At 70.3% G+C, this 24,313-nt stretch carries 20 protein-coding genes; 8 read left to right on the top strand and 12 right to left on the bottom strand.

The genetic code is table 11. From position 1 onward, the window contains the following. Positions 1–128: 128 nt before the first annotated feature. Complete coding sequence (locus EL493_RS20170) at positions 129–1,529, top strand: NAD(P)/FAD-dependent oxidoreductase (RefSeq protein ID WP_126405797.1); 1,401 nt, start codon at positions 129–131, stop codon at positions 1,527–1,529. 46 nt (positions 1,530–1,575) lie between these two features. Beyond that, the gene (locus EL493_RS20175) at positions 1,576–2,175 is read left to right on the top strand and encodes a TetR/AcrR family transcriptional regulator (protein ID WP_019047131.1); all 600 of its coding nucleotides are present in this window, start codon (positions 1,576–1,578) and stop codon (positions 2,173–2,175) included. A gap of 4 nt (positions 2,176–2,179) precedes the next feature. Here the strand turns inward: EL493_RS20175 and car are convergent, their stop codons facing one another. Together car and EL493_RS20185 are read right to left on the bottom strand one after the other, a co-directional pair. Next, complete coding sequence (car, locus tag EL493_RS20180; RefSeq protein ID WP_019047132.1) at positions 2,180–5,662, bottom strand: carboxylic acid reductase; 3,483 nt, start codon at positions 5,660–5,662, stop codon at positions 2,180–2,182. Further along, on the bottom strand, positions 5,659–7,188 hold the full coding sequence (locus EL493_RS20185) for a carboxylesterase/lipase family protein (protein WP_019047133.1): 1,530 nt from the start codon (positions 7,186–7,188) through the stop codon (positions 5,659–5,661). Before EL493_RS20185 ends, car begins: the two co-directional genes overlap by 4 nt. Positions 7,189–7,267: 79 nt before the next feature. Here EL493_RS20185 and EL493_RS20190 point away from each other — a divergent pair, with 79 nt between their 5' ends. Further along, on the top strand, positions 7,268–8,026 hold the full coding sequence (locus EL493_RS20190; RefSeq protein WP_030202207.1) for a uracil-DNA glycosylase: 759 nt from the start codon (positions 7,268–7,270) through the stop codon (positions 8,024–8,026). 10 nt (positions 8,027–8,036) lie between these two features. Further along, positions 8,037–8,567 carry a DUF488 domain-containing protein gene (locus EL493_RS20195; protein ID WP_019047135.1) on the top strand — a complete coding sequence of 177 codons (531 nt, stop codon included), beginning with the start codon at positions 8,037–8,039 and terminating at the stop codon, positions 8,565–8,567. A 284-nt stretch (positions 8,568–8,851) separates the two neighbouring features. Here EL493_RS20195 and EL493_RS20200 read toward each other — a convergent pair whose 3' ends face one another. The 9 genes from EL493_RS20200 to EL493_RS20240 are packed head-to-tail and all read right to left on the bottom strand — an operon-like array spanning position 8,852 to position 18,820. After that, the gene (locus EL493_RS20200) at positions 8,852–9,349 is read right to left on the bottom strand and encodes an SRPBCC family protein (RefSeq protein WP_019047136.1); all 498 of its coding nucleotides are present in this window, start codon (positions 9,347–9,349) and stop codon (positions 8,852–8,854) included. 27 nt (positions 9,350–9,376) lie between these two features. After that, entirely contained in the window at positions 9,377–10,009 is a 633-nt protein-coding gene (locus tag EL493_RS20205; RefSeq protein WP_019047137.1) for a TetR/AcrR family transcriptional regulator, read from the bottom strand. Between the two features lie 4 nt (positions 10,010–10,013). Next, positions 10,014–12,179, bottom strand: coding sequence for a 3-hydroxyacyl-CoA dehydrogenase NAD-binding domain-containing protein (locus tag EL493_RS20210; RefSeq protein WP_019047138.1), 2,166 nt, complete (start codon positions 12,177–12,179; stop codon positions 10,014–10,016). Positions 12,180–12,204: 25 nt separating this feature from the next. Further along, positions 12,205–13,416 (bottom strand): acetyl-CoA C-acetyltransferase, encoded by a 1,212-nt coding sequence (locus EL493_RS20215; RefSeq protein ID WP_019047139.1) that lies wholly within the window; start codon positions 13,414–13,416, stop codon positions 12,205–12,207. Positions 13,417–13,444: 28 nt separating this feature from the next. Continuing rightward, entirely contained in the window at positions 13,445–14,221 is a 777-nt protein-coding gene (locus EL493_RS20220) for an enoyl-CoA hydratase (RefSeq protein WP_019047140.1), read from the bottom strand. Beyond that, positions 14,218–15,111, bottom strand: coding sequence for a 3-hydroxyisobutyrate dehydrogenase (gene mmsB / locus EL493_RS20225; RefSeq protein WP_019047141.1), 894 nt, complete (start codon positions 15,109–15,111; stop codon positions 14,218–14,220). Before mmsB ends, EL493_RS20220 begins: the two co-directional genes overlap by 4 nt. Continuing rightward, a complete protein-coding gene (locus tag EL493_RS20230) occupies positions 15,108–16,178 on the bottom strand; it encodes an enoyl-CoA hydratase/isomerase family protein (protein ID WP_019047142.1) in 1,071 nt (356 codons plus the stop codon). The genes mmsB and EL493_RS20230 overlap by 4 nt, the downstream gene beginning before the upstream one ends. Next, positions 16,175–17,314: an acyl-CoA dehydrogenase family protein gene (locus EL493_RS20235; RefSeq protein ID WP_019047143.1), complete on the bottom strand. Its 1,140-nt coding sequence runs from the start codon at positions 17,312–17,314 to the stop codon at positions 16,175–16,177. Before EL493_RS20235 ends, EL493_RS20230 begins: the two co-directional genes overlap by 4 nt. 6 nt (positions 17,315–17,320) lie before the next feature. Beyond that, a complete protein-coding gene (locus EL493_RS20240) occupies positions 17,321–18,820 on the bottom strand; it encodes a CoA-acylating methylmalonate-semialdehyde dehydrogenase (protein WP_019047144.1) in 1,500 nt (499 codons plus the stop codon). A gap of 186 nt (positions 18,821–19,006) precedes the next feature. On the opposite strand from EL493_RS20240, the gene EL493_RS20245 reads away from it, so the two are divergent. Continuing rightward, positions 19,007–20,164 carry an acyl-CoA dehydrogenase family protein gene (locus tag EL493_RS20245; RefSeq protein WP_019047145.1) on the top strand — a complete coding sequence of 386 codons (1,158 nt, stop codon included), beginning with the start codon at positions 19,007–19,009 and terminating at the stop codon, positions 20,162–20,164. Between the two features lie 23 nt (positions 20,165–20,187). On the opposite strand, the gene EL493_RS20250 is transcribed toward EL493_RS20245, so the two are convergent. Continuing rightward, complete coding sequence (locus EL493_RS20250) at positions 20,188–20,796, bottom strand: TetR/AcrR family transcriptional regulator (RefSeq protein ID WP_126405799.1); 609 nt, start codon at positions 20,794–20,796, stop codon at positions 20,188–20,190. A 98-nt stretch (positions 20,797–20,894) separates the two neighbouring features. Between EL493_RS20250 and EL493_RS20255 the strand changes: the two genes are divergently transcribed. From EL493_RS20255 to EL493_RS20265, 3 genes are read left to right on the top strand one after another with little or no spacing between them, the layout of a single operon-like run. Next, on the top strand, positions 20,895–21,776 hold the full coding sequence (locus tag EL493_RS20255) for a metal-dependent hydrolase (protein ID WP_022566874.1): 882 nt from the start codon (positions 20,895–20,897) through the stop codon (positions 21,774–21,776). After that, positions 21,773–22,804: a PDR/VanB family oxidoreductase gene (locus EL493_RS20260; protein ID WP_019047148.1), complete on the top strand. Its 1,032-nt coding sequence runs from the start codon at positions 21,773–21,775 to the stop codon at positions 22,802–22,804. The genes EL493_RS20255 and EL493_RS20260 overlap by 4 nt, the downstream gene beginning before the upstream one ends. Before the next feature lie 21 nt (positions 22,805–22,825). After that, positions 22,826–24,313 carry an aldehyde dehydrogenase family protein gene (locus EL493_RS20265; RefSeq protein ID WP_019047149.1) on the top strand — a complete coding sequence of 496 codons (1,488 nt, stop codon included), beginning with the start codon at positions 22,826–22,828 and terminating at the stop codon, positions 24,311–24,313.

The following is a 24,313-nucleotide window of genomic DNA, read 5'->3' on the forward strand; positions in this document are numbered from 1 at the left end:
GTCCGGGACCGGCAACCGCGCAGCCGCCCGCACCGACACCCCCCGCCCGTGCGGTTGACAGTGCCGACCACCCACCGGATCATCTTCTCGGACACACTGTCCGAGACTCGATGACCGAGGCGGTACCCATGCTCGAATCCCCCCTCACCTCGGCCGAGTCGGCCGACGTCGTCATCGTCGGCGCCCGCTGCGCCGGCTCGGCGACCGCGGTGACGGCGGCGCGAGCCGGCCGCACAGTCGTCGTCCTCGACGCCGCCGCGTTCCCCTCCGACACCCTCTCCACCCACCTGCTCTGGCCCGCGGGCGTGGCCGAACTCCGGCGCCTGGGCGCGCTGGAGGCCGTCGAACAGCTCGGCGCGCCCCGGCTGACCCGCGCTTACGCCGAAGGCGCCGGCTACGGAATCGGCTCGACCTTCCCCACCGTCGACGGCATCGACTACGCCCTGTGTGTCCGCCGCACCGGACTCGACGACGCCCTCGTCCGCACCGCGATCGCCGCGGGCGCCGAGATCCGCCAGCGCTGCCGGGTGATCGCGGTCCTCTGGGACGGCGACCGCTGCGCCGGCGTGCGCTACACCGACCGCACGGGCACCGTCGCCGAGATCAGGGCGCGCGTGGTCGTCGGCGCGGACGGCCGCCGCAGCACGGTGGCCCGCGCGGTCGGCGCCGACCAGCCGTTCCTCACCGTGCCCAGCGGGCGCGACTGCTATTTCGCCTACTGGCGCGACAATGGCGAGCACCCCCGCGACACCGCCGCGCAATGGCGCCACGGCCCCGACCTGGGCACCGCGTTCCCCTGTGACGACAACCTGATCCTGAGCCTCGTCCAGCCGCCCGCGGCGCCGGGGCGTTCCGGGCTCGGCGCGGCCGAGCGCCGCTACACCGAAGCACTCCAGCGGATTCCCGCGCTGTCCACCCGGCTGGCGGGCTGCGAACGCGTCGGCCGGGTCCGCGCCGCGACCGGCATCGCCTCCTATTTCCGCCGCTCGGCCGGACCCGGCTGGGCACTGCCCGGCGACGCCGGACATTTCAAGGACCCCGTCACCGCCCAGGGCATCCGCGACGCCCTGCACTACGGCCGACTACTCGGCGAGACGATCGCCGCCTGCCTCGACGACCCCGCCGCCCTCGATCGCGCCCTGCGGGAGTGGGAACACCGGCGCGTCGTCGAATGCCGCGCCATCTTCCACTGGACCAACCGCCTGGCGCGCGGAGAAGCCATGCGCCCCTTGGAGATCGAGCTGTACCGGCGCGCCACCGGCGACCCCGAACTGGCCCGCATCACCACCGGCATCTTCTCCCGCACCCATCACCCCGCCGACCTGCACACCCCCGGACTCGCCGTCGGCCTGGTCGCCGGCGCACTGCGCCACCATCCCGCCGACACACCCGCCGTACTCGCCGACCTCGTGCACGAGATCCGCGGCGCCACCCGCAACGCCGTCACCAACCGGACCGTCCTCAACGGCCGGACCACCGGCCCGCTTCCCATGCCGGCCACCGTCCCGGTCGACGCCGTCACGCACTGACGCCGTCAAGACGAGACGTGCCGTTCCAGTTCGCTAGACTCGTCCCATGGCACGCACCACCCCCGACGGCACCCGCCGCAGCGAACGGTCCCGCGTCGCGATCCTCACCGCCACCCGCGAACTCATCGGCGAGACCGACTACGCCAAACTCACCATCGAGGCGATCGCCGCCCGCGCCGGCGTCGGCAAGCAGACCATCTACCGGTGGTGGCCGTCCAAAGGCGCCGTCGTCTTCGACGCCCTGCTCGCCGCCAGCGAACACCCCGACCACGGCGGCATCGAACTGCCCGACACCGGCGACATCACCACCGACCTGCGCACCGTCCTGCGCGCCACCGCCACCGAATTCGCCGACCCCGCCTTCGCGGGCCCGATCCGCGCCCTGACCACCGAGATCGTCAACGACGCCGCCCTCGCCGAGACCTACCGCGAACGCATGGAACTGCCCCTGCGCGAGGCCAAGAAGCGCCGCCTGCGCAGCGCCCAACAGGCAGGCCAACTGCGCGCCGACGCCGACCTCGACCTGGTCGTCGACCTGCTCTACGGCCCACTGACCCACCGCTGGCTGCAACGCAGCGGCCCCCTCGACGACGACTTCGCCGACGCCCTCGTCGAGGCGGTCCTGCGCGCCTTCGCCCCCGCCTGACCCCTTACCCGAGCAGCCCCAGCGCCCCGAGATCACCCACGTACTTGCGCATCAGCTCCGGACCCAGATGCGGAATATCGGCGTCGGCTCCCACCCCCGCCGCCCGCACCGCCGCGCGGAAACCGTCGGCGGGCAACGCCGAACCCGCCACCGGCACACCCGGCCGCCGATACGCGTGCATCAGCGGCAGCACCGTATGTTTGCGCCGCTCCTCGGGCAACGCGCGCAACGCCGCCTCGAAACGCGCCGACCACGTGGCGAAATCGTCGATCCGGTCGATCCGATGACCGGCCTCGATCAGCCAGTCCACGAACACATCCAGCGAAATCCCGTCGTCGTGCGGATTCACCACATCGAAGGTCCGGTACCCGGTGGTCGCCGCCGCACCGAGCGCGGTCACCGCCGCCGCGACGAAATCGGCGGGCAGCCCGTCATAGTGCGCGCGCTGCCGCCGCCCCTGGGAATCGGTGCGGTAGAACGACTTCGGCGCGATCCCGGTGACCAGCAGACTCAGCAGCAGCCGGGTGAACACATCGGGCACGTTCACCTGCCCGGGATACTCGCTGTGCGCCAGGATCATGTCCGACCGGAACACCGCCACCGGCAACCCGAACCGGTCCGACGCCTCCCGCAGCAACACCTCCCCCGCCCACTTGCTGTTGCCGTAACCATTGGCATAGGAGCCGTCCAGGCGGCGCACCGGACTCATCGTCCGCACATCACCGTCCTCGGCGAACGACTCCCCCTGCGCGGCCACCGCCACCGTCGACAGATAGCTCACCGGCGTGCGCCGACCGGTCAGCGCCAACCGGATCACCTCGGCCGTACCGACCACATTGGGCCCGAACAGCTGGGCATAGGGCAGCACATGATTCACCAGTGCCGCCGAATGCACGATCAGATCGACCTCGCCCGCCAGCCGCCGCCAGGTCGCGTCGTCCACACCGAAACGCGGTTCCCCGATGTCACCGGCAACCACCTCCAGCGCCCCGGACAGCGCCTCGACATGCGCGCGCAGCGACGGATCGGTGTCGAACACCGCGTCCAGCCGCGCCCGCGCCGCCGTCACGTCCGCACCCCGCACCACACAGATCACCCGTCCACCCACCGGCGCCAACCGCTCCAGCCAGGCCAGCAGCAGAAACCGGCCGAGATAGCCGTTCGCACCCGTGATCAGCACCGTCCGCGCCGGATCCGCCGCGGGCTCCAGCCCCACCGCCGCGTCCAGCAGCGCCGGATCCAGGAACTTCGCCAAGGTCAGCTCCGACGCCCGGATCTCGGTGGCGCCCACCCCGTGCACCGTCTCGACATCGACACGCCGCGCCCCCGGCTCCCGCTCCCGCCGAACGTAACCCGCGATCCCGGCCAGATCGCTGTCGGGCCCCAGCAGCACATTCACCGGCACCTCCACACCGAGCAGATCCCGCAGCAACGTCGAATACGTCAGCGCCGCCAGCGAATCCCCACCCAGCTCACCGAACCGCGCCGACGGCCGCAGATCCGCCGCCGCACACCCCAGCACCGCGAGCGCCGCCCGAGCCACCACCTCGTCCACCGGCAACATGGGCGCTTCCCGGCGCAACCGCTCGAGCTCCGCCTCCTGCTCACGCACCACCTCGTCGTAGAGGGCGTCCAACCGCGCCCCGTAGCGCTGTTTCAGCGCGGGCCGCAACAACTTCGACACCCCGGACAACAAGCCGTTGTCCACCGAGAACGGCACGGACTCGATCAGGAAATCCCGCGGGATCTCGTACGGCTCCAGCTCCGCCGCCACTGCCGCACGCTGCAACGAGGCACCCAGCTCCGCCCGCAACGACGCCGCCGGGCCCGCCAGCGCAGCCTCGGTCGGCACGATCACCGCCAGCAGATACGCCCGCTCGCTGCTGCCGTACACATAGATCTGACGCACCAGATCGGCGCCGGCGAACACCGCCTCCAGCCGCGACACCGTCACGAACTCACCCTGCGACAGCTTCAGCACATTGTTGCGCCGGTCGACATAGGCGACCCGATCCGGCCCCAGCTCGGCCACCACGTCACCGGTGCGGCAGAAACCGTCCTCGTCGAACACCTGCGCCGTCACCTCCGGACGCCGGTAGTACCCCGAGATCATCGTCGTGGTCTTCAGCAGCAACTCACCGCGCGGATACGGCTTGTCCGTCGAGAAATAGCCCAGCTCCGGCACATCCACGAGCTTGTAGTCCAGCACCGGCGGCCGCATCACCTTCGTATCGAAGATGACCCCACCCCCGGTCTCGGTCGACCCGTACCCGTCGTGCAACCGCAACCGCAGCACCGACTCGACGAAACGACGCAGCTCCGGCGCGATCGGCGCGCTTCCGCACAGCACCGTCAGCAACCGTCCACCCAGCACCCGCTCCCGCAACTCGCCCCGCACCTCCTCGGCGAGCACCTCCGGATCCACACCAGCGTCCGCACGACGATCGACCTCACGCCGGAACCGGTGCAGGAGCATGTCGCACACCCGCGGCACCAGGAAGATCTCCGTCGGCCGCACCAGCGCGATGTCCTCGAACAGCGTCGACATGTCCGCGGCCGCCGTGAAATAGGCGGTACCGCCCCGCGCCAGCACCCCGTTGAGCGTCAGCCGCGCCGCGATATGGCTCATCGGCAGAAAGTTGACATTGAGCACCGCGACCGGCCGCGCCGGCTGCCACCCCGCCGCCACCAGACGGTCGGTGTACATCGCGCCCTTGGGCGTGCCGGTGCTGCCGGAGGTGTAGATCAGCATGGCGAGGGGATCGTCCTGCGGCGCGGGCACCACCAACGGAGCCGGGTCGGCGAGCCTGCCGCGATCGATCACCTCCGCCACCGTGCTCAGTACGATCGGCGAATTCGCCGCGCGCAACCGGGCCCGCGCCGCTGCCAGCACCTCCCGATCGTTGTCGTCGTCGGCATGATGATCGAACACCACCAGCGCCCGCGGCGCCGCCCCGGCCAGCACCACATCCAGCGCGACAGCCAGGTTCGCGGTATCCACCGCCAGCACCCGCGGCGCCGTCTCGTCCAGAATCGACCGCAGCTGCGTCGCGCTCGCCCCCGCCTGCAACGGCACCGCGACCGCGCCGAGATGGATCGTCGCCAGATCGAGCACCGTGTAGTCCGCGCCCGTGAACCCGAGCGTGGCGACGAACTCCCCCGCCGCCAGCCCCTCGGCATACCAGCTCGCGGCCAGCGCCCGAGCCCGCTCCCACACCTCGCCGTAGGTCAGCAGCTCGAACTCCGGCAGCAACCGCCGCGTCGCCCGGCCCGCCTCGACGACCAGCTCCGTCCGGCGCACACCGAGCGCGGGCCGGTCCGCGTACGCGGTCATCACCGTCGAGACGATCCGCGCCAACGGCGTTCCCGGCGTCGTCACCCTCGCGTGCGCCTCCGGGATCGGCGTCGCCGCCCGGATCTGCGCGTCCTGCGCGTACAGCGCCCGGATGCGGTCGGCCAGCCGATCCGCGTCCACCTCGACCGTCATGCCTCGTTCAGCCCGTCGAGCACGTCACCGACCGAGGCGATCCGCACACCCTGCCACGCCTCCCGTTGCAGCGGGTCGGGATCGATCAGCATGCGCGTCGGATGATCGATGATGCAGGTCGCCCGCCGCTCCGCGGTATACGGCGACCACATCGGCAGCGGCTCCCCGGTCCGGGCGAAAGCCAGCCAGTTGTCCTGCATCTGATCCTGCACGTAGCGGAAGGAACGCCGCCCGCCCGCCGCCGTCATCGCCCGCCCCACCGGGGTGTCGACCCAGCCGAACACCGGGACGAGCTCCAGCGCGTGCGTCGCGCCGAACCCGGCCAGCCGCACCGCACGGGGCGCGTAGTCGAACCGGTACGCGTAGGTCGGCGCGTACCGGCTGTGCCCCTCCAGCACCGCCAGCGTCGGCCGCCAGAACATGAAGTCACCGCCAATCCGCACCGCGGTCCGCGCCGCCGGATAGCCCGGATAGCTGCGGATCACCCGCTGCTCGGCACCCGGCTCACACCGGCCGAAAGCGGTCGCCAGCTGCGCGGGGGTGTGCGGGACGGCCTTGGCGAAGCGCTGGAACAGCGTCGCCTCGTCGCGGTTGGTGCCGATGATCAGCGGCACCGGATGCGCCCGGCCCGCGGCGATCGCGTCCAGCGGCGCCTCCGGCAGGAAATCACCGTCCACCACCGGCGTGTACGGGAAGCTTCCCGGCAGGTCACGCAACGATCGGGCCAGCGCGCGATCACCCGCCCGGCCCAGTTCACCCGCCGGCGTCGTGGTCAGCACCCGCACCGCGTCGGCGGGATCGGCGCCGAGCCGGTCCAGGCAGGCACGGGCGAACCGGCGGGACTCCGCGCGGCTCGCGGTCCAGTCGGCGGGGGCACTCTGCGCGATCGCCCGGTGGAACAGGCCGCGAGCCGCGGGAGTCGCGAGCAGCGTGATCACCGCGTGCGCCCCGGCCGACTCGCCGAAGACGGTCACATTGTCGGGATCGCCGCCGAACGCGGCGATATTGCGCCGCACCCACTCCAGCGCCGCGACCTGATCACGCAGGCCGAGATTGGCTTCGAAAGGCCGGTCGGGCGTGGAGAATTCGCTGAAGTCGACATAGCCGAGGGTTCCGAGCCGGTACGTCATCGACACCACGATCACGTCACCGCGCACCGCCAGCCGCGCGCCCGAGTACATGCTCGCCGCGCCGATCAGGTAGCCGCCGCCGTGGATGAACACCATCACCGGGCGCGGTCCCGTCGACGGCGTCGCGGGAGCGGTCACGTTGAGGGTCAGGCAGTCCTCGCCGGTGGGCTGCCACGTCCGCGCGCCGGTCCGCGAACCACTGGGGTTCTGGACGGCGGCTTTGCCGAACTCGGTCGCCGCCCGCACCCCCGTCCACGGTTGTACGGGCTGGGGAGCGCGGAACCGCAGTTCTCCGACGGGCGGGGCCGCGTAGGGGATTCCGCGCCAGCTCAGAACTCGACGGCCCGCACGACCGCGCACGACTCCGTCGGCGGTCACGATCTCGGTGGACACCATGGCCTCACAGTACGTGGTACCAGCGGTACCGCGCAGGAAGTTCGGTCGTCTAACGGTCCACGCCGACTAGACTGGCCCGATGGCCGGCGACGACCCGGAGACCGCCCCGCTCGCGGCGCCCGACGCCACCAGCGTGCCCGCTCTCGACGCGTTGATCTCCACCTGCCGCGCCTGCCCGCGGCTCGTGGCCTGGCGCGAGGAAGTCGCCCGGGTCAAACGCCCGGCCTACCGGCACGAGGAATACTGGGGCCGCCCGGTGCCCGGCTTCGGTCCCGACGACGCCGAGATCCTCGTCGTCGGCCTCGCGCCCGCCGCCAACGGCGGCAATCGCACCGGCCGCATGTTCACCGGCGACCGCAGCGGCGACGTCCTGTTCGCGGCTCTGCACGCCGTCGGCCTCGCGACCGGCGCACACCCCGTCAGCAGGGACGACGGCATCGAACTCCGCGACATCCGGCTCACCGCGCCCGTGCACTGCGCGCCCCCGGAGAACAAGCCGACCAGCGAGGAACGGCATCGCTGCGCGCCGTACCTGAGCCGGGAACTCGAACTCATGGCGCCGACGGTGCGGGTGATCGTGGTGCTCGGCGGCTTCGGCTGGCAGGCGCTGTTCACCGTCCTCACCGCCGGCGGCTGGCAGATCCCCCGCCCCCGGCCCCGCTTCGGACACGGTGCGCAGGTGGCGCTCTCCCATCCCGACGGCCGGTCCATCACCGTCCTGGGCTGCTACCACGTGAGCCCGCACAACACCTTCACCGGCCGACTCACCCCGGCCATGCTCGAAGACGTCTTCCGCACCGCGCAGACGATCGCCGGATCCGCGCGCACGCCCACCTAGGATTCGGCCCGTGCTGACGGTGTACACGATCGGCCACTCCACCAGGACCGCGAACGAATTCGTGGACCTGCTCCAGACGTACGGCATCACCCAGCTCGCCGACATCAGGACGGTGCCGCGCTCCCGGCACAATCCGCAGTTCGGCCGCGAGCAGCTCCCCGCCACCCTGGACGCGGCGGGCATCCGCTACATCTACCTCGCCGCACTCGGCGGCCTCCGGCACGGCAACCGCACCGACCTCGACAGCGGCTGGCGCAACGCCTCCTTCCGCGCCTACGCCGACTACATGCAGACACCCGAGTTCACCGCGGGCATCGACGAACTCGTCGACCTGGCCCGCACGGCACCCACCGCTGTCATGTGCGCCGAAGCCGTCCCCTGGCGCTGCCACCGTTCCCTGGTCGGCGACGCACTCCTGATCCGGGGCATCCGCGTCCGCGACATCATGTCCCCCACCCGTGCCCCGGATCACCAGCTCACGAAGTTCGCCCACGTCGAGGGAATGACCATCACCTACCCGGCCGACCCCCCGTTCTCCTGAGCTGTTCTTTTGATGGTGACTTTGCGGTGAGGGCCATCATAGATATGTAGGGAGATTACATCGATAGATGCGCATATCTACGTACGCACATGTTATTGATGACTCTTGCCAGTCTCTCCCGAACTCTTCCTTCCGCCATGCTTATCGAGATGAGGCGACTGGACCTCCCCTTCGAGAACCCTTGCCCCGCGCGCCCAGCGCACTCCCCTACCCCGGCAGGCGGTGCGCCATTGCATGGTGTGCACGCAATGGCGCGACGCCCCGCTCCCCCGCGACGCCCGCGCTCAGGACACCCGAACTCCCGCGGACTTCGTGATCCCCTGTGCGATCGACGCCGTGAGACGCTTGGTCACCGGGCCGGCCAGGCTGAGGACCGGTCGTAGCGCGGGCCCGCCCTCGACGGCGAACGTCCAGGTGAGCCGGGTGCCCGAGGCGGTTTCGGCGAGGGCGAGGTCCTCGGCGAACCGGCGCAGTCCGGGAATCGAGGCGGCGTCGACGGTGAAGGTCATGCGGCGCTGTTCGTCCCAGCGATAGAAACGTTCGGTCAGCGCGGCCACGCCCGCGAGGGTGACCACCCGGGTGGCGCCCACGCCGTGCGGGCGCGGCGAGAGCCACCGCATCCCGGTCACCGCCGACGACCACGACACCAGGGCGTCGTCAGCGGTCAGCGCGGCCCACACCGCGGCCGGTGGCGCGGCGATATCCACCACGTGGACATAGCGATTCGGTGCCGTGGCGAGGAAGGCGTCGTCGGATTCGAGCAGGGCGAAGGACGGTGACATCGAATTCTCTCTCTGAGGATGAAGCGATTACCGGTGGCCCGGACGGCTTTCCCAGCCGGACAGGCCGTTCCAGCACAGGGCGGCCGTCACCTCGACGGCGTCGTGCTTGGGGATCGGCCGTCCGCCGTCGAGCCAATGGCGGGCGGCCAGGTGACTGGTGCCGACCAGGCTCCAGGCGTAGGTCGCGGCGGCGAGGTCGGCCACGCCCGCCGCGCGCAGTTCCGTGGCGACGAGATCGGCGCACGCGCGCAGGGCACTGCGGACCCGCCAGTCGACGCTGGGCTCGCTGGGGACCGGCGATTCGAAGACCAGCACGTGCCCGCCGGGATCGTCGTCCACGAAGTCGAAGTACACCGACACGGCACCGCGCAGCCGCTCGCGCGGCGGCGCGTCCGCGGCGACGGCAGTCCGGACACCGTCGACCATCCGGTCCAGATACTGCTGCAGCACGGCCAGATACAGGTCCAGCTTGTTGGTGAAATGGTCGTACAGCACGGGTTTGCTGATGCCGGCGCGGGCGCTGATCTCGGCCATCCGCGCGCCGTGGTACCCGCTGGCGACGAACACGTCCCGCGCGGCGACGACGACAGCGTGCCTGCGGTGCGCACGCCTGCCGTCGCCTCGCACGCCGCGCGCCGAGACGGTCGTGTCCGTCGTCATGGTGTCAGCTCAGCGTTTCCCCGGCGGCGGCCTTGGCCCGCAACGACGCCGGGACCTCGAACCGGTCTCCGTAGGCGGCGCGCAGCTCGTCGGCGCGCGCCACGAATCCGGCCAGGCCGCCGTCGTACTGCTCGATGTACTGGACCACGCCGCCCGTCCACGCGGGGAACCCGATGCCGAAGATCGACCCGATGTTCGCGTCGGCCACGGTGCGCAGCACGCCCTCGTCGAAACACCGGACGGTGTCGAGCGATTCGGCGAACAGCATCCGCTCCTGCATGTCGGCGAACGGGATGCCGTGGTCGTCGCGGGTGTACTTCGCCACCAGCTCGGGCCACAGGCCCAGCTTCTTGCCGTCGGCGTCGTACTCGTAGAAGCCACGGCCCTCGAGCCGGCCGGGCCGGTCGAACTCGTCGACCATGGCGTCGACGAGCGGGTACGCCTTGGACTCGGTCCAGCGCTTACCTTCGGCGAGCAGGTTCTCCTTCAGGCTGCGCCGGATCTTCTGGGCAAGCTTCATATTGATCTCGTCGGCCAGCGCCAGCGCGCCCACCGGGTAGCCGGCCTGGGTGGCGGCCTGCTCCACCGACGCGGGGTGCACGCCCTCGGCGACCAGCGCGATGGCCTCGTCCATGAACTGGCCGATCACGCGGCTGGTGAAGAACCCTCGGCTGTCGTTCACCACGATCGGGGTCTTCTTGATGGCCAGGGTGTAGTCGATGGCGCGGGCGATGGCCTCGTCGCTGGTCTGCTCGCCGACGATGATCTCCACCAGGGGCATCTTGTCCACCGGCGAGAAGAAGTGCAGGCCGATGAAATCCTGCGGCCGCTGCACCCCGGTGGCCAGGTCGGTGATCGGCAGGGTCGAGGTGTTGGAGCCGAGCAGCGCATCCGGGTTCACCAGCGCCTCGATCTCGCCGAACACCTTCTTCTTCAGGCCCGGATCCTCGAACACCGCCTCGACGACGAAGTCACAGCCCGCGGCATCGGCCGGATCGGCGGTCGGGTGGATGCGGCCCAGGATCTCGTCGTATTTGTCCTGGGTGATCGTGCCCTTGCGCAGCGCCTTGTCGAGCAGCTTGCGCGAGTAGTCCTTGCCGCGCTCGGCCGCCTCGATCGTGACGTCCTTCAGGACGACCCGCATGCCGGCGCGGGCCTGCACATAGGCGATGCCCGCGCCCATCATGCCCGCGCCGAGCACGAGGACCTTCTCCGGCGTGCGCACGGGGAAGCCTTCGGGGCGGCTGCCGCCCTTGTTGATGGTGCCGAGATCGAAGAACAGCGACTTGATCATGTTGGTCGAGACCTGGCCGCAGATCAGCTTGGTGCAGTAGCGCGTCTCGATGGCGAAGGCGGTGTCGATGTCGACCTGCGCGCCCTCGACCGCCGTCGCCAGCACCGCGATCGGCGCCGGCATCGGAGCTCCCTTGAGCTGCTTGCGGACGTTCGCGGGGAACGCGGGCAGATTGGCGGCCACGGCCGGACTCGACGGGGTGCCGCCGGGGATCTTGTAGCCCTTCGTATCCCAGGGCTGCGCCGCCTCCGGGTTGGCCGCGATCCAGGCCCGCGCCTTGTCGAACATCTCCTCGCGCGTCGCGGCGACCTCGTGGATGATCCCGACCTGTAGGGCTTTGGCAGGCTTCATCCGCTGGCCCTGGCCGACGACGTTGAGCACCGCGTTGGTGATGCCGAGCAGTCGCACGGTGCGGGTGACACCACCGGCGCCGGGCAGCAGGCCGAAGGTGACCTCGGGCAGGCCGAGCAGGCTGCCCTTGGCGTCGAGCGCGATGCGGTGGTGAGTGGCCAAGGCGACCTCGAAGCCGCCGCCGAGCGCGGTGCCGTTGATCGCGGCGACCACCGGCTTACCAAGCTGCTCGAGGCGGCGGAACGCGGCCTTGTAGGTGTCCAAGCCCAGGGCGATCTGCGGCGCGGTCTCCGGCGTCGCGTTCATCAGCAGGTTCAGGTCACCACCGGCGAAGAACGTGTCCTTGCCCGAGGTGAGGATGACACCGTCGTAGGTGTCCTTCTCGGCCTCGAGCCGGTCGACGGTGGCGGTGAGGTCGCGCGCGAACGCCTCGGTCATGGTGTTGGTCGACTGGCTCGGGTCGTCGATGGTGAGGACGAGCACCCGGTCGGCGCCGAGATCCCAGGCAATCATGCTGTCGGTCATGGTCTTTCCTCTGTCTCCGCGGCGCTCAGACGCGCTCGATGATGGTGGCGATGCCCATGCCGCCGCCGATGCACAGCGTGATCAGCGCGCGCCGCGCGCCCCGGCGCTCGAGCTCGTCGACCATGGTTCCGGTGATCATGGCGCCGGTGGCCCCCAGCGGGTGACCCATGGCGATGGCGCCGCCGTTGACATTGATCTTCTCGTCGGGGACGCCGAGCTTCTTCTGGAAGTTCAGCACCACCGAGGCGAAGGCCTCGTTCAGTTCGAACAGGTCGATGTCGTCGACGGTGAGCCCGGCCAGCGCCAGCACCTTCTCGGTGGCGGGCACCGGACCGGTCAGCATGATGGTCGAGTCCGCGCCGCTCACCGCGGCGGCGACGATCCGGGCGCGCGGGGTCAGACCGGCCGCGGCGCCTGCGGTTTCGCTGCCGATCAGTACCAGTGCCGAGCCGTCGACGATGCCGGAGGAGTTGCCCGCGTGATGGACGTGGTCGATCTTCTCCACGTGGTGGTAGCGCTGCATGGCGACGGCGTCGAAGCCGCCCATCTCCCCCATCGCCGCGAAGGACGGGGCGAGCTCGGCCAGGCTCTCCACGGTGGTGCCGGGGCGCATGAACTCGTCGTGGTCGAGCAGCACCGCACCGTTGATGTCCTTCACCGGGACAACGGATTTCGCGAAGTAGCCGCCGGACCAGGCCGCGGCGGCCTTCTCCTGCGAGCGCACCGCGAACGCGTCGACGTCCTCGCGGCTGAAGCCTTCGATGGTGGCGATCAGGTCGGCGCCGATGCCCTGCGGCACGAAGTAGGTGTCGTAGTTGGTCACCGGGTCCATGGCCCAGGCGCCACCGTCGGAGCCCAGCGGGACGCGCGACATCGATTCCACGCCACCGGCGATCACCAGCTGTTCCCAGCCGGAGCGCACCTTCTGCGCGGCGGTGTTGACCGCCTCCAGACCCGACCCGCAGAACCGGTTGAGCTGGACGCCGGCCACCGTGTCGGGCAGGCCGGCGGCCAGCGCGGCGGTCTTGGCGATGTCGGCGCCCTGATCGCCGACCGGGGAGACCACGCCGAGGACGATGTCGTCGATGACGGCCGGATCGAGGCCGGGGTGGCGGACCTTCAGTTCCTCGATGAGCCCGACCACCAGGTCGAGCGGCTTGACGCCGTGCAGGGCGCCGTTCTTCTTGCCGCGTCCGCGCGGGGTGCGGATCGCATCGTAGATATAGGCCTCGGTCATGGTTCCTCGAAAAGGTCGTGGGACGGGGTCAGCGGTGGGTGAAGTGTGCGGTCCGCTTGTCGACGAAGGCGTTCATGCCTTCCTTCTGGTCCTCGATCGCGAACAGCGAGTGGAAGACCCGCCGTTCGAAGCGGATTCCCTCGGCGAGGGTGGTCTCGAAGGAGCGGTTCACCGCCTCCTTGGCGATCATCGTCACCGGCAGCGACTTGGCCGCGATGGTCTCGGCGACCTCGGCGGCCACGTCCAGCAGATCGTCGGCGGGCACGATGCGCGAGACCAGCCCGGCGCGTTCGGCCTCCTCGGCGCCCATGTTCCGGCCGGTCAGCACCAGGTCCATCGCCTTGGCCTTGCCGATCGCGCGGGTGAGCCGCTGCGAGCCGCCGATGCCGGGGATCACGCCGAGTTTGATCTCGGGCTGACCGAACTGGGCGGTGTCGGCGGCGATCAGGATGTCGCACAGCATCGCCAGCTCGCAGCCGCCGCCGAGGGCGTAACCCGCGACCGCGGCGATAGTCGGCTTGCGGAAGTTGGCCAGCCGGTCCCAGCGGGCGAAGAAGTCGTCCATGAACATGTCCATGTAGGACTTGGGCTGCATCTCCTTGATGTCGGCGCCCGCGGCGAAGGCCTTGGCGGAGCCGGTGATCACCACCGCGCCGACCTCGTCGTCGCGCTCGAGCTCGGCCAGGGCCGCGACGATGTCGTCGAGCACCCGGGTGTTGAGCGCGTTGAGCGCCCTGGGCCGGTTCAGGGTGATCCAGCCGACGCGGTTCTTGCGCTCGAGCAGGATGGTCTCGTAGTCGCTCACGCCTCCGCCTCCCCGGAACGGTCGCGGATGTCGGTGACGATCGCGGAGAAGTCCCGGCCCGCGCCGGTCTGGTTGAACCGCTCGTAGATGGCGGCGGCGAGCTCACCGAGCTGTCCGTCGATGCCGTTGGCGCGCAACGCGTTCGCGGCCAGGGTGAGGTCCTTCGACATCAGCGCGGTGGCGAAACCGGGCTGGTAGTCGTTGTTGGCCGGGCTGGCGGGCACCGGTCCCGGGACGGGGCAGTAGCTGGTCAACGCCCAGCTCTGGCCCGACGCGGTGGACACCACGTCGAAGAACGACTGGTGGCTCAGGCCCAGGCGCTCGCCGAGCACCAGCGCCTCGGACAGCCCGATCATGGAGATGCCGAGCAGCATGTTGTTGCAGATCTTGGCGGCCTGCCCGACCCCGGCGTCGCCGCAGTGCACGACCTTGCCGCCCATCACCCCGAGCACCTCCCCCGCGTCGGCGAAGTCGGCGGCAGCGCCGCCCACCATGAAGGTGAGGGTGCCCGCGGTGGCACCGGCGACGCCGCCGGAGACCGGGGCGTCGAGCGGGCGGTGCCCGGCCGCGACCGCCAGCTCCGCCGCGGCTTTCGCGTCGGCGACATCGATGGTGGAACAGTCGATGAACAGGGTGCCGGGGGTCGCGGCGGGCAGCAGTTCGGCGTAGACGTCGAGCACCAGCTTGCCGTTGGGCAGCATGGTGATCACCACGTCGCGGTCGGTGGCGGCCGCGGCGGCGGTCTCCACCACGGTCGCGCCGTCGTTCAGGGCCTTGGCCCGGGCGGCGGGGACCGGATCGTAGGCGATCACGTCGTGGCCGGCGCGCACCAGGTTGGCGGCCATCGGCGCGCCCATGTGGCCGAGGCCGAGGAAACCGATCTTGGTCATCGCGGTGTCTCCTGTGTCGTCAGGTCGAGTTCGTTGTCCCCCAGTGCGGCGAAATAGGCGGCCACCTGCGCGTCGGTGACGTCGCCGAGGGTCGGGGGCTGCCAGTGCGGGGTGCGGTCCTTGTCGATGACCTGGGCGCGGATGCCCTCGACCAGGTCGTGCGAACCGAGCGCGGCGATCGAGACCCGGTATTCCTGCTCCAGGGCCGCTTCCAGGCTCGTCAGTTCCCGCGCCGCCCGCAGCGAGCGCAACGTGACCTTCAGCGCGACCGGCGATTTCGCCAGCAGCTCGTCGACCGCCTTGGTCGCCTCGGGCGAGTCGGCGGTCTGGAGACGGGACACGATCTCCTCGACGGTCTCGGCGCGGTAGCACGCATCGATCCAGGACTGCTGGGCGAGCAGATCCGAGGCCGGCGCCGGTTGGGCGACGCGCGCGATCGCGGCGTCGACCTCGGTGGTGCGCAACGCGTCCACGAGATCCGGGATCGCCGCCGAGGGCACGTAGTGGTCGGCGAAACCGGCGGCGATCGCGTCGCCGGCGCTCATCCGGGCGGTGGTCAGCGCGACATGCGTGCCGATCTCGCCCGGCGCCCGCGACAGCAGGAAGGTGCCACCGACGTCGGGCACGAAGCCGATGCCGACCTCGGGCATGCCGATGCGGGAGCGTTCGGTGACGATGCGATGGCTGCCGTGCCCGGACAGGCCGACACCGCCGCCCATCACGATGCCGTCCATGATCACCACATACGGCTTGGCGTAGCCGCCGATCAGGGCGTTGAGCACGTATTCGTCGCGCCAGAAGCGCCCGGTCGGCGAATCGGCGCCCGCCCGGCCGCTTTTCGCGTCGGTGTGGATGGCGACGATGTCGCCGCCCGCGCACAGCCCGCGCTCCCCGGCGCCGGTGACGACGACCGCGCGCACCGCGTCGTCGTCGGCCCAGGATCGCAGCGCGTCGGTGATCGCCAGCGTCATCGGGTGGTTGAGGGCGTTGATGGCCTTGGGCCGGTTCAGGGTGATCAGCCCGAGTCCGTCGGCGACGGTGATCAGCACTTCGGGTTCGTCGGTCATGCCGCTCCTGTCAGCGTGCGGGCCACGACCACCCGCATGATCTCGTTGGTGCCCTCGAGGATCTGGTGCACGCGCAGGTCGCGCACGATCTTCTCCAGGCCGTATTCGTGCAGGTAGCCGTATCCGCCGTGCAGCTGTAACGCCTTGTTGGCCACCTCGAAACCGATGTCGGTGGCGAACCGCTTGGCCATCGCGCACAGCTCGACCTTGTCGGGCGCGTCGGCGTCGAGCGCGGCGGCGGCCCGCCACAGCAGCGTCCGCGCCGCCTCCAGCTCGGTCCGCATGTCGGCGAGATCGAACTGCAGGGCCTGGTTGTGCGCCAGCGGCTTGCCGAAGGCGTGCCGTTCGGCCAGATACAGCACGGCCTTGTCCAGCGCGGCCTGCGCGCCGCCGATCGAGCAGGCGCCGATATTGAGCCTGCCGCCGTTGAGGCCGTTCATGGCGATCGCGAAACCGTCGCCTTCGGCGCCCAGCCGATTGGCCACCGGCACCCGCGCGTCCTCGAGGACGACCTGACGCGTCGGCTGCGCGTTCCAGCCCATCTTGCGTTCGTTCGGGCCCACGGTCAGACCGGGCGTGTCGGCGGGCACGATCAGCGCCGAGATCCCGCGCGGGCCGTCGCCGCCGGTGCGCACCATCATCACGTACACGTCGTTGGCGCCCGCGCCGGAGATGAACTGCTTGGCGCCGTTGAGGATGTAGTCGTCGCCGTCGCGAACGGCCTTGGTGCTCAAGGCCGCCGCGTCGGACCCCACCCCGGGCTCGGTCAGGGCGTAGCTGCCCAGCAGCTCCATCGCGGCCATGCCCGGTACCCAGCGGTGGCGCTGCTGTTCGGTGCCGTAGGCGTCGATCATCCAGGTCGCCATGTTGTGGATCGAGATGTAGGCCGCCACCGCGGGGCAGCCCGTGGCGAGTTCCTCGAAGATCCGGACGGCGTCGAGCCTGCGCAGCGCGGAGCCGCCGGTGTCCTCACGCACGTAGATGCCGCCGAGCCCGATCGGGCCCGCCTTGCGCAACACGTCGACCGGGAAGTGCTTGCGCTCGTCCCAGTCCAGCGCGTTCGGCGCGAGGAACTCGTCGGCGAACTGGCGCGCGGTCTCGGCGATCGCGCGTTCGTCGTCGGTGAGAGTGAACATCGCCGCTCAGTCCATCGTCGGGATGACGAAGGCGTTGGACTCCTTCAGTCCCGCGGGCCAGCGCTGGGTGACCGTCTTGGTCTTGGTGTAGAAGCGGATCGAGTCCGGGCCGTGCTGGTTCAGGTCGCCGAAGCCCGAGCGCTTCCAGCCGCCGAAGGTGTAGTAGGCGATCGGCACCGGGATCGGCACATTGATGCCGACCATGCCGACCTGCACGCGGGCGGCGAAGTCGCGGGCGGTGTCGCCGTCGCGGGTGAAGATGGCGACACCGTTGCCGTACTCGTGCTCGTCGGCCAGGCGCAGCGCCTCCTCGTAGTCACCGGCGCGCACGACGGTGACCACCGGGCCGAAGATCTCCTCCTGGTAGATGCGCATGTCGGCGGTGACACGGTCGAACAGGGTGGCGCCGACGAAGTAGCCGTCCTCGGCACCCTCGACCACCAGACCACGACCGTCGACGACCAGCTCGGCGCCCTCGTCGATGCCGATCTGGACGTAGTTGTTCACCCGGGCCACGCCGTCGGCGCCGACCAGCGGGCCGAAGTCGGCGCCCGGATCGTCGGAGCGGCCGACATTGAGCTTGTGCACCCGCTCGGTCAGCTTGGCGACCAGCCGATCGGCGGTCTCCTCCCCCACCGGCACGGCCACCGAGATCGCCATGCACCGCTCACCCGCCGAGCCGTACCCGGCGCCGATGAGCTGGTCGGCGACATCGTCGAGGTCGGCGTCGGGCATGACGATCGCGTGGTTCTTCGCGCCGCCGAAGCACTGGGCGCGCTTGCCGTTGGCGGTCGCGGTCTCGTAGATGTACTGCGCGATCGGGGTCGAGCCGACGAAGCCGACCGCCTTGATCCGCGGGTCGCGCAGGATGGTGTCGACGGCTTCCTTGTCGCCGTTGACCACGTTGAACACCCCCGGCGGCAGACCCGCCTCGAGGAACAGCTCGGCCAGCCGCAGCGGCACCGACGGGTCACGCTCGGACGGCTTGAGCACGAACGCGTTACCGCAGGCCAGCGCCGGTCCGGCCTTCCACAGCGGGATCATCGCCGGGAAGTTGAACGGGGTGATGCCCGCGACCACACCCAGCGGCTGCCGCATCGAGTACACGTCGATGCCGGTGCCCGCGCTCTCGCTGTACTCACCCTTGAGCAGGTGCGGGATACCGACCGCGAACTCGATGACCTCGAGGCCGCGCTGGATGTCGCCCTTGGCGTCGGCGATGGTCTTGCCGTGTTCGGAGGACAGCAGGGCGGCCAGGCTGTCGATCTCGTCGTTGACCAGCGTCAGGAACTTCATCAGCACCCTGGCCCGCTTCTGCGGGTTGAACGCCGCCCACACCTGCTGCGCGGCGGCCGCGTCGGCGATGACCGCCTCGACCTCGGCCGCGGTGGCCAGCGGCACGCGGGCCTGCACCTGGCCGGTGTTCGGGTCGAAGACGTCGCCGAACCGGCCGGAGGTTCCGGAGGTGTGCTGCCCGGCGATGAAGTGGGTGAGTTCGCGAACCATGCCAGTCCTTGTCGTGGGTCGATGCGCAGTGCGCAGTTGCAGGGGATCCAATAGTTGGATGTCCAAGCACTTTGTACCATGGCATCGCTATTGGCGGTTTGTCAATGGCTGATCCGACTATTGACAGAATGCCAACAGGGTGTCCACTCTGGTGCGCAGGACATCGATCACTGGGAAAGGACCCCGATGAGCACCGCCGATACCGACCGCGGCACCGACGCCGAGTCGGAGCTGCAGGGCCTGGCCGAACTGGCCCGCACCTTCTTCACGAACACCGTCGCGCCGCATCGCGAGGAGTTCGCCGCGCAGGGGTTCCCCAGCCGGGAGGTCTACCGGCAGGCCGGCGAGCTCGGCCTGCTGTGCATGTCGATTCCCGAGGAATACGGCGGCGGCGGTGGCACTTTCGCGCACGAGGCGGTGCTGTTCACCGAGCAGGTCAAGGGCGGCGACTCCTCGATGCAGCTCGGCGTGCACACCGGGATCGTGCCGCACTACATCCTGGCTTACGCCTCGGAGGAGAACAAGAAGCGCTGGCTGCCCAAGCTCGCCTCCGGCGAGTGGATCGGCGCCATCGCGATGACCGAGCCCGGCACCGGCTCCGACCTGCAGAACATCGCCACCAAGGCGGTCAAGGACGGCGACGACTACCTGATCACCGGCGCCAAGACCTTCATCTCCAACGGCCGCAACTGCGACCTGCTGATCATCGCGGTGAAGACCGACCCGACCCAGGGCGCCAAGGGCGTGTCGCTGGTGGTCGCCGAGGTCGCCGACGACACCCCCGGCTTCGAGCGCGGCAGGCTGCTCAAGAAGGTCGGCCAGAAGGGCCAGGACACCACCGAGCTGTTCTTCGACGGGTTGCGGGTCCCGCAGGCCAACCTGCTCGGCGCCGAGGGCGAGGGCTTCATCCAGCTGATGCAGCAGCTGCCCCAGGAGCGGCTGATCTGCGGCGTGGCGGCCGCCGCGGCGATCGAGGCCGCCGTGGCCGAGACGCTGGCATACGTCAAGCAGCGCAACGCTTTCGGCAAGCCGCTGTTCGCCATGCAGAACACCCGTTTCGAGCTGGCCGACTGCGCGACCATCGCCGAGGTGGTACGCACCTTCGTCGACTCCGCCGTCGACAAGCACCTGCGCGGGCAGCTGGATGTGAAGACCGCGGCCATGGTCAAGTACTGGACCACCGATCAGCAGTCTCAGGTGATCGACCGGTGCGTCCAGCTGCACGGCGGCTACGGCTACATGGAGGAGTACCCGATCGCGCGCATGTGGGCCGACGGGCGCATCTCGCGCATCTACGCCGGCGCCAACGAGGTCATGAAGGACCTCATCGCCCGCTTCCTCTGAGGGAGCCGTCCGCGCCTACGGAGTCACCGGGTGAGAATCGGGACGATGTAGGCGCGGGCATAGGCCGCCAGCGCGTCCGGTGAGCCGGTGTCGACGGTGCCGACCGGCTGCAGGATCAGCGAGTGCACCACCCGGCAGACGACCTCGACGCGCGCGGTGAGATCCGGGATCTCCGGAAAACGGTTGTCCTCCAGCACCTTCGCGACGATCTCGGTCGAGGCCGCCACCGAGAGCAGGAAGAACGACGCGCCGTCCACGGTGAGCTGGGGCAGCAGCCGGTCGGCCTCGAGGGTGAGCAGCCGCTCCACCAGCGGGTGGGCCCGCCAGCGGGTGATCACGGTGCTGAACACCTCCACGACGATGTCGTCGAAGCGGTCGTGGCGGGCCGGGATCTCCCGCAGATCCTCGAGCAGCCGCCGGACCTCGCGCTCGAAGGCCGCGCGCACCACGTCGTCGCGCGAACCGATGCGGCGGTAGACGGTCGCCCGGTCGACGTCGGCCGCGCGGGCGATGTCCTCGATCGTCGTCTTCCGCACGCCGACCTGCTGGAACTGAATGAGAGCGGCGTCGAGGATCCGTTCTTCGACCGAGTCGGTGGGTGAATCTCCCGAGGTCGCGGCGGTGGAAAGCACGACTCGACGGTAGCAGGCCGACCGATCACCGATCACCACCGCGGAACAACCTTCCGTGCAACATTGCGATACTTTTTGTTGCACTGTACGGTCAAGGCATGGCTGATAACAGTGCAACGGCGCGCTCCTATCAGGAAGAGGCGCACGCGATTCAGGCCCGGGATGTGCATTTCGACTTCTCGTCGGTGCCCATGCACTACATCCCCGGGGAGGTGCTGGCCACGCATGTCACCAATGTGATGCACCTGGTCCTGCCCGAAGGGGAACGGGCGATGGCCGACTGCCTCGCCGAGGCGCTGCCCTATATCGACGACGAGCGGCTGCGGGAGGAGGTCACCGGCTTCATCGGCCAGGAGTCCATGCACGCCAGCAGTCACGAAGGCGCCCGCAGGCATCTGCAGTCGATCGGGCTCGACGTGGACTCCTACGTGGCGAAGGTGGCCTGGCTGGTCGACCGGGTGCTCGGCGATCAAGGGCTGACCGGGCGCGCCAAGGAGCAGTGGCTGAAGGAACGGCTCGGGCTGTTCGCGGGGATGGAGCATTTCACCGCCGTGATCGGCGAGTGGCTGCTCGAGTCCGAGATTCTCGCCGAGCTCGGCATGGACCCCACGATGCTGGATCTGGTGCGCTGGCACGGGGCCGAGGAGGTCGAGCACCGCAGCGTGGTCTTCGACGCCTACATGCATGTCGACGGCGGCTACGCCCGGCGGGTGCGCACCGGCCTGCTCGCCAGCGGAACGCTGCTGCCGCTGTTCGTGATCTCGACGGCGTACCTGTATCGCAAGGACCCCAGCACCGACAAGGGCCGGTCGTGGGCGAGGCAGTTCGTCAGCGCCACCGCGCGCGGGGTGATTCCCAGCTTCACCACCTTCGTCACCGAGATGCCGCGCTATCTGCGGCCGGGATTCCATCCGTCCCAGCTGGGGTCGATGGACAATGCCCTGCGCTACCTGGCGCACTCCCCGGCGGCCCGCGCGTGAGCGCCCCCGCCCAGGTGGCGACGCCGGGCCTGCGGGCGCTCGGCGCGGCGGTCGACGTCTACAAGAAGGTGTTCACCCGGCCCGCGATCTCGCCGCCACACCCGGTGCGGCACACCGGTTTCGACCTCGACGTCGTCGTCGGATCGGTCCGGGCCGAGACCGCCGACGTGGTGAGCCTGTCGCTGACCCGCCCCGGCGGCGGACTACTGCCCGCGTGGCGCCCCGGCTCGCACCTCGACGTGTTCCTGCCCTCGGGGCGGCAGCGCCAATACTCGCTGTGCGGCGATCCAGGCGACCGGTCCGGCTACCGGATCGCGGTCCGCCGCCTCGACGACGGCGACGGCGGTTCCCGCGAGATGCACACGCTGCGGGCAGGCGATGCGCTGCGGATCCGTGGCCCGCGCAATGCGTTCCCCTTCGTCGCGTCCGCGCCGTCCTACCTGTTCGTCGCCGCCGGCATCGGCATCACGCCGATCCTGCCGATGGCGCGGGCGGCGGGCGAGCGCGGCAGGCTGGTGTATCTGGGCCGCTCCCGCGACACCATGCCGTTTCTCGGCGAGGTCCCGGCGAACACCGAGATACTGCCCGACGACGAGACCGGCACACCCGACATCCCCGCCGTACTCGCCACCGCGGCGCCCGGCGCCGCCGTCTACGTCTGCGGCCCGCCCCCGGTGCTCGACCTCGCCCAGCGCACCCTGTTCACGCTCAACCCGACCGCGTCCCTGCACACCGAACTGTTCTCGGCGCGCCCGGTCACCGACGGACGCGAATTCGACCTCACCCTGGCCCGCACCGGGCGCACGGTGCGCGTCGGCAGTGCCGAGACCGCGCTCGACGCGATCCGGCGGGTGCGCCCCGACGTCGTCTACTCGTGCAGGCAGGGCTTCTGCGGCACCTGCAAGACCCGCGTCCTCGGCGGCGAGGTCGAGCACCGCGACCGGCTGCTCACCGCGACCGAGCGCGCCGATCACCTCCTGACCTGTGTGTCACGGTCCGCCGGCGACGCGCTCACGCTGGACCTCTGACCGCGAAAGGCCTGGTCCCCCATGACTTCCCTGCTCTCCGACCGTTCCGCCACCTTCGACGTGCACAACCCGGCGACCGGCGCGGTCGTCGGCACCTACCCGATCCACGACGCCGCCGCCGTCGACGCGGCGGTCGAGCGGGCTGCTGCGGCGGCGGCGCATTGGCGGGCCGCCGGTTTCGCCGGACGCGCCCGGCACCTGGATCGCTGGCGTGCCGAGATCACCCGTGGCCGTGCCGAACTCGCCCGGCTCATCCACCTCGAGATGGGCAAGCCGGTCCCCGACGCGGCACTCGAGATCGTGATGGCGCTGGAACACCTGCGCTGGGCGGCCCACCATGCCGAGGAGGTGCTCGGTTCCCGTTCGGTGACGCCGAGTCTGCTCACCCTCAATCACGCGTGCCGCGTCGAGTACCGCCCGTTCGGCGTCGTCGGGGTGATCGGCCCGTGGAACTATCCCGTGTTCACCCCGCTCGGCTCGATCTCCTTCGCGCTGGCCGCGGGGAACACGGTGGTGTTCAAGCCGAGCGAGTACACCCCCGGGGTCGGCCGGTGGCTGGCCGCGGCGTTCGCGCGCGCCGTCCCCGAGTCGGGCGCGTTCGAGGTCGTCACCGGTGACGGTGCCACCGGGGCCGCGCTGTGCCGCAGCAAGGTCGGCAAGATCGGGTTCACCGGGTCCACCGAGACCGGCAAGCGGGTGATGGCGGCCTGCGCGGAGCGGCTCACCCCGGTGCTCATGGAATGCGGCGGCAAGGACGCGCTGGTGGTCGACGCCGACGCCGACCTCGGTGCCGCCGCCGACGCGGCGCTGTGGGGCGGGATGGCCAACGCCGGGCAGACCTGCCTGGGCGTGGAACGGGTCTACGTGCACACCGAGGTCTACGACGCGTTCCTCACCGAACTGCTGTCGCGGGCCGAGGGCGTGCGCGCGGGCACCGGGGCGGCGAAGATCGGCCCGATCACCATGCCGAAGCAGCTCGACGTGATCCGGCGCCATCTGACCGACGCCGTGGCACGCGGCGGTCGCGCGCTGCTGGGCGGGATCGATGCCGTCGAGGGACAGTTCGTGCAGCCGACGATCCTGGTCGACGTGCCGGAGGACGCGCTCGCGATCACCGAGGAGACCTTCGGACCCACCCTGACCGTCACCCGGGTGGCGTCGATGGACGAGGCGGTCGAGCGGGTCAACGCCGCCGAGTACGGACTCGGCGCCACCGTCTTCGCCCGCAGGCACGGCGACGCCATCGCCGACCGCATCGAGGCCGGCGGTACCTCGATCAACGCCTACGTCGCCCACGCCACCATCCCGGCGCTGCCGCTGGGCGGCGTGCGCTCCGCGGGCTTCGGCCGGGTGCACGGCCCGGACGGGCTGCGCGAGTTCACCTACGCGAAAGCGACCACGCGGCAACGTTTCCCGTCGCCGCTGGCGCTCACGACATTCACCCGCGGCACCGCGGTCGACACCGTCGTCGACCGCCTCGTCTCGGTGCTGCACGGAAGGATCGGCTGA

The organism is Nocardia asteroides (assembly GCF_900637185.1).
Lineage (GTDB): Bacteria > Actinomycetota > Actinomycetes > Mycobacteriales > Mycobacteriaceae > Nocardia > Nocardia asteroides.

Excerpts from the sequence above, each read along its gene's own strand:
- EL493_RS20170 (WP_126405797.1), top strand. The coding sequence starts at position 129 with ATGCTCGAATCCCCCCTCACCTCGGCCGAGTCGGCCGACGTCGTCATC.
- EL493_RS20175 (WP_019047131.1), top strand. The coding sequence starts at position 1,576 with ATGGCACGCACCACCCCCGACGGCACCCGCCGCAGCGAACGGTCCCGC.
- car (WP_019047132.1), bottom strand. The coding sequence starts at position 5,662 with ATGACGGTCGAGGTGGACGCGGATCGGCTGGCCGACCGCATCCGGGCG.
- EL493_RS20185 (WP_019047133.1), bottom strand. The coding sequence starts at position 7,188 with ATGGTGTCCACCGAGATCGTGACCGCCGACGGAGTCGTGCGCGGTCGT.
- EL493_RS20190 (WP_030202207.1), top strand. The coding sequence starts at position 7,268 with ATGGCCGGCGACGACCCGGAGACCGCCCCGCTCGCGGCGCCCGACGCC.
- EL493_RS20200 (WP_019047136.1), bottom strand. The coding sequence starts at position 9,349 with ATGTCACCGTCCTTCGCCCTGCTCGAATCCGACGACGCCTTCCTCGCC.
- EL493_RS20205 (WP_019047137.1), bottom strand. The coding sequence starts at position 10,009 with ATGACGACGGACACGACCGTCTCGGCGCGCGGCGTGCGAGGCGACGGC.
- EL493_RS20210 (WP_019047138.1), bottom strand. The coding sequence starts at position 12,179 with ATGACCGACAGCATGATTGCCTGGGATCTCGGCGCCGACCGGGTGCTC.
- EL493_RS20215 (WP_019047139.1), bottom strand. The coding sequence starts at position 13,416 with ATGACCGAGGCCTATATCTACGATGCGATCCGCACCCCGCGCGGACGC.
- mmsB (WP_019047141.1), bottom strand. The coding sequence starts at position 15,111 with ATGACCAAGATCGGTTTCCTCGGCCTCGGCCACATGGGCGCGCCGATG.
- EL493_RS20230 (WP_019047142.1), bottom strand. The coding sequence starts at position 16,178 with ATGACCGACGAACCCGAAGTGCTGATCACCGTCGCCGACGGACTCGGG.
- EL493_RS20235 (WP_019047143.1), bottom strand. The coding sequence starts at position 17,314 with ATGTTCACTCTCACCGACGACGAACGCGCGATCGCCGAGACCGCGCGC.
- EL493_RS20240 (WP_019047144.1), bottom strand. The coding sequence starts at position 18,820 with ATGGTTCGCGAACTCACCCACTTCATCGCCGGGCAGCACACCTCCGGA.
- EL493_RS20245 (WP_019047145.1), top strand. The coding sequence starts at position 19,007 with ATGAGCACCGCCGATACCGACCGCGGCACCGACGCCGAGTCGGAGCTG.
- EL493_RS20255 (WP_022566874.1), top strand. The coding sequence starts at position 20,895 with ATGGCTGATAACAGTGCAACGGCGCGCTCCTATCAGGAAGAGGCGCAC.
- EL493_RS20265 (WP_019047149.1), top strand. The coding sequence starts at position 22,826 with ATGACTTCCCTGCTCTCCGACCGTTCCGCCACCTTCGACGTGCACAAC.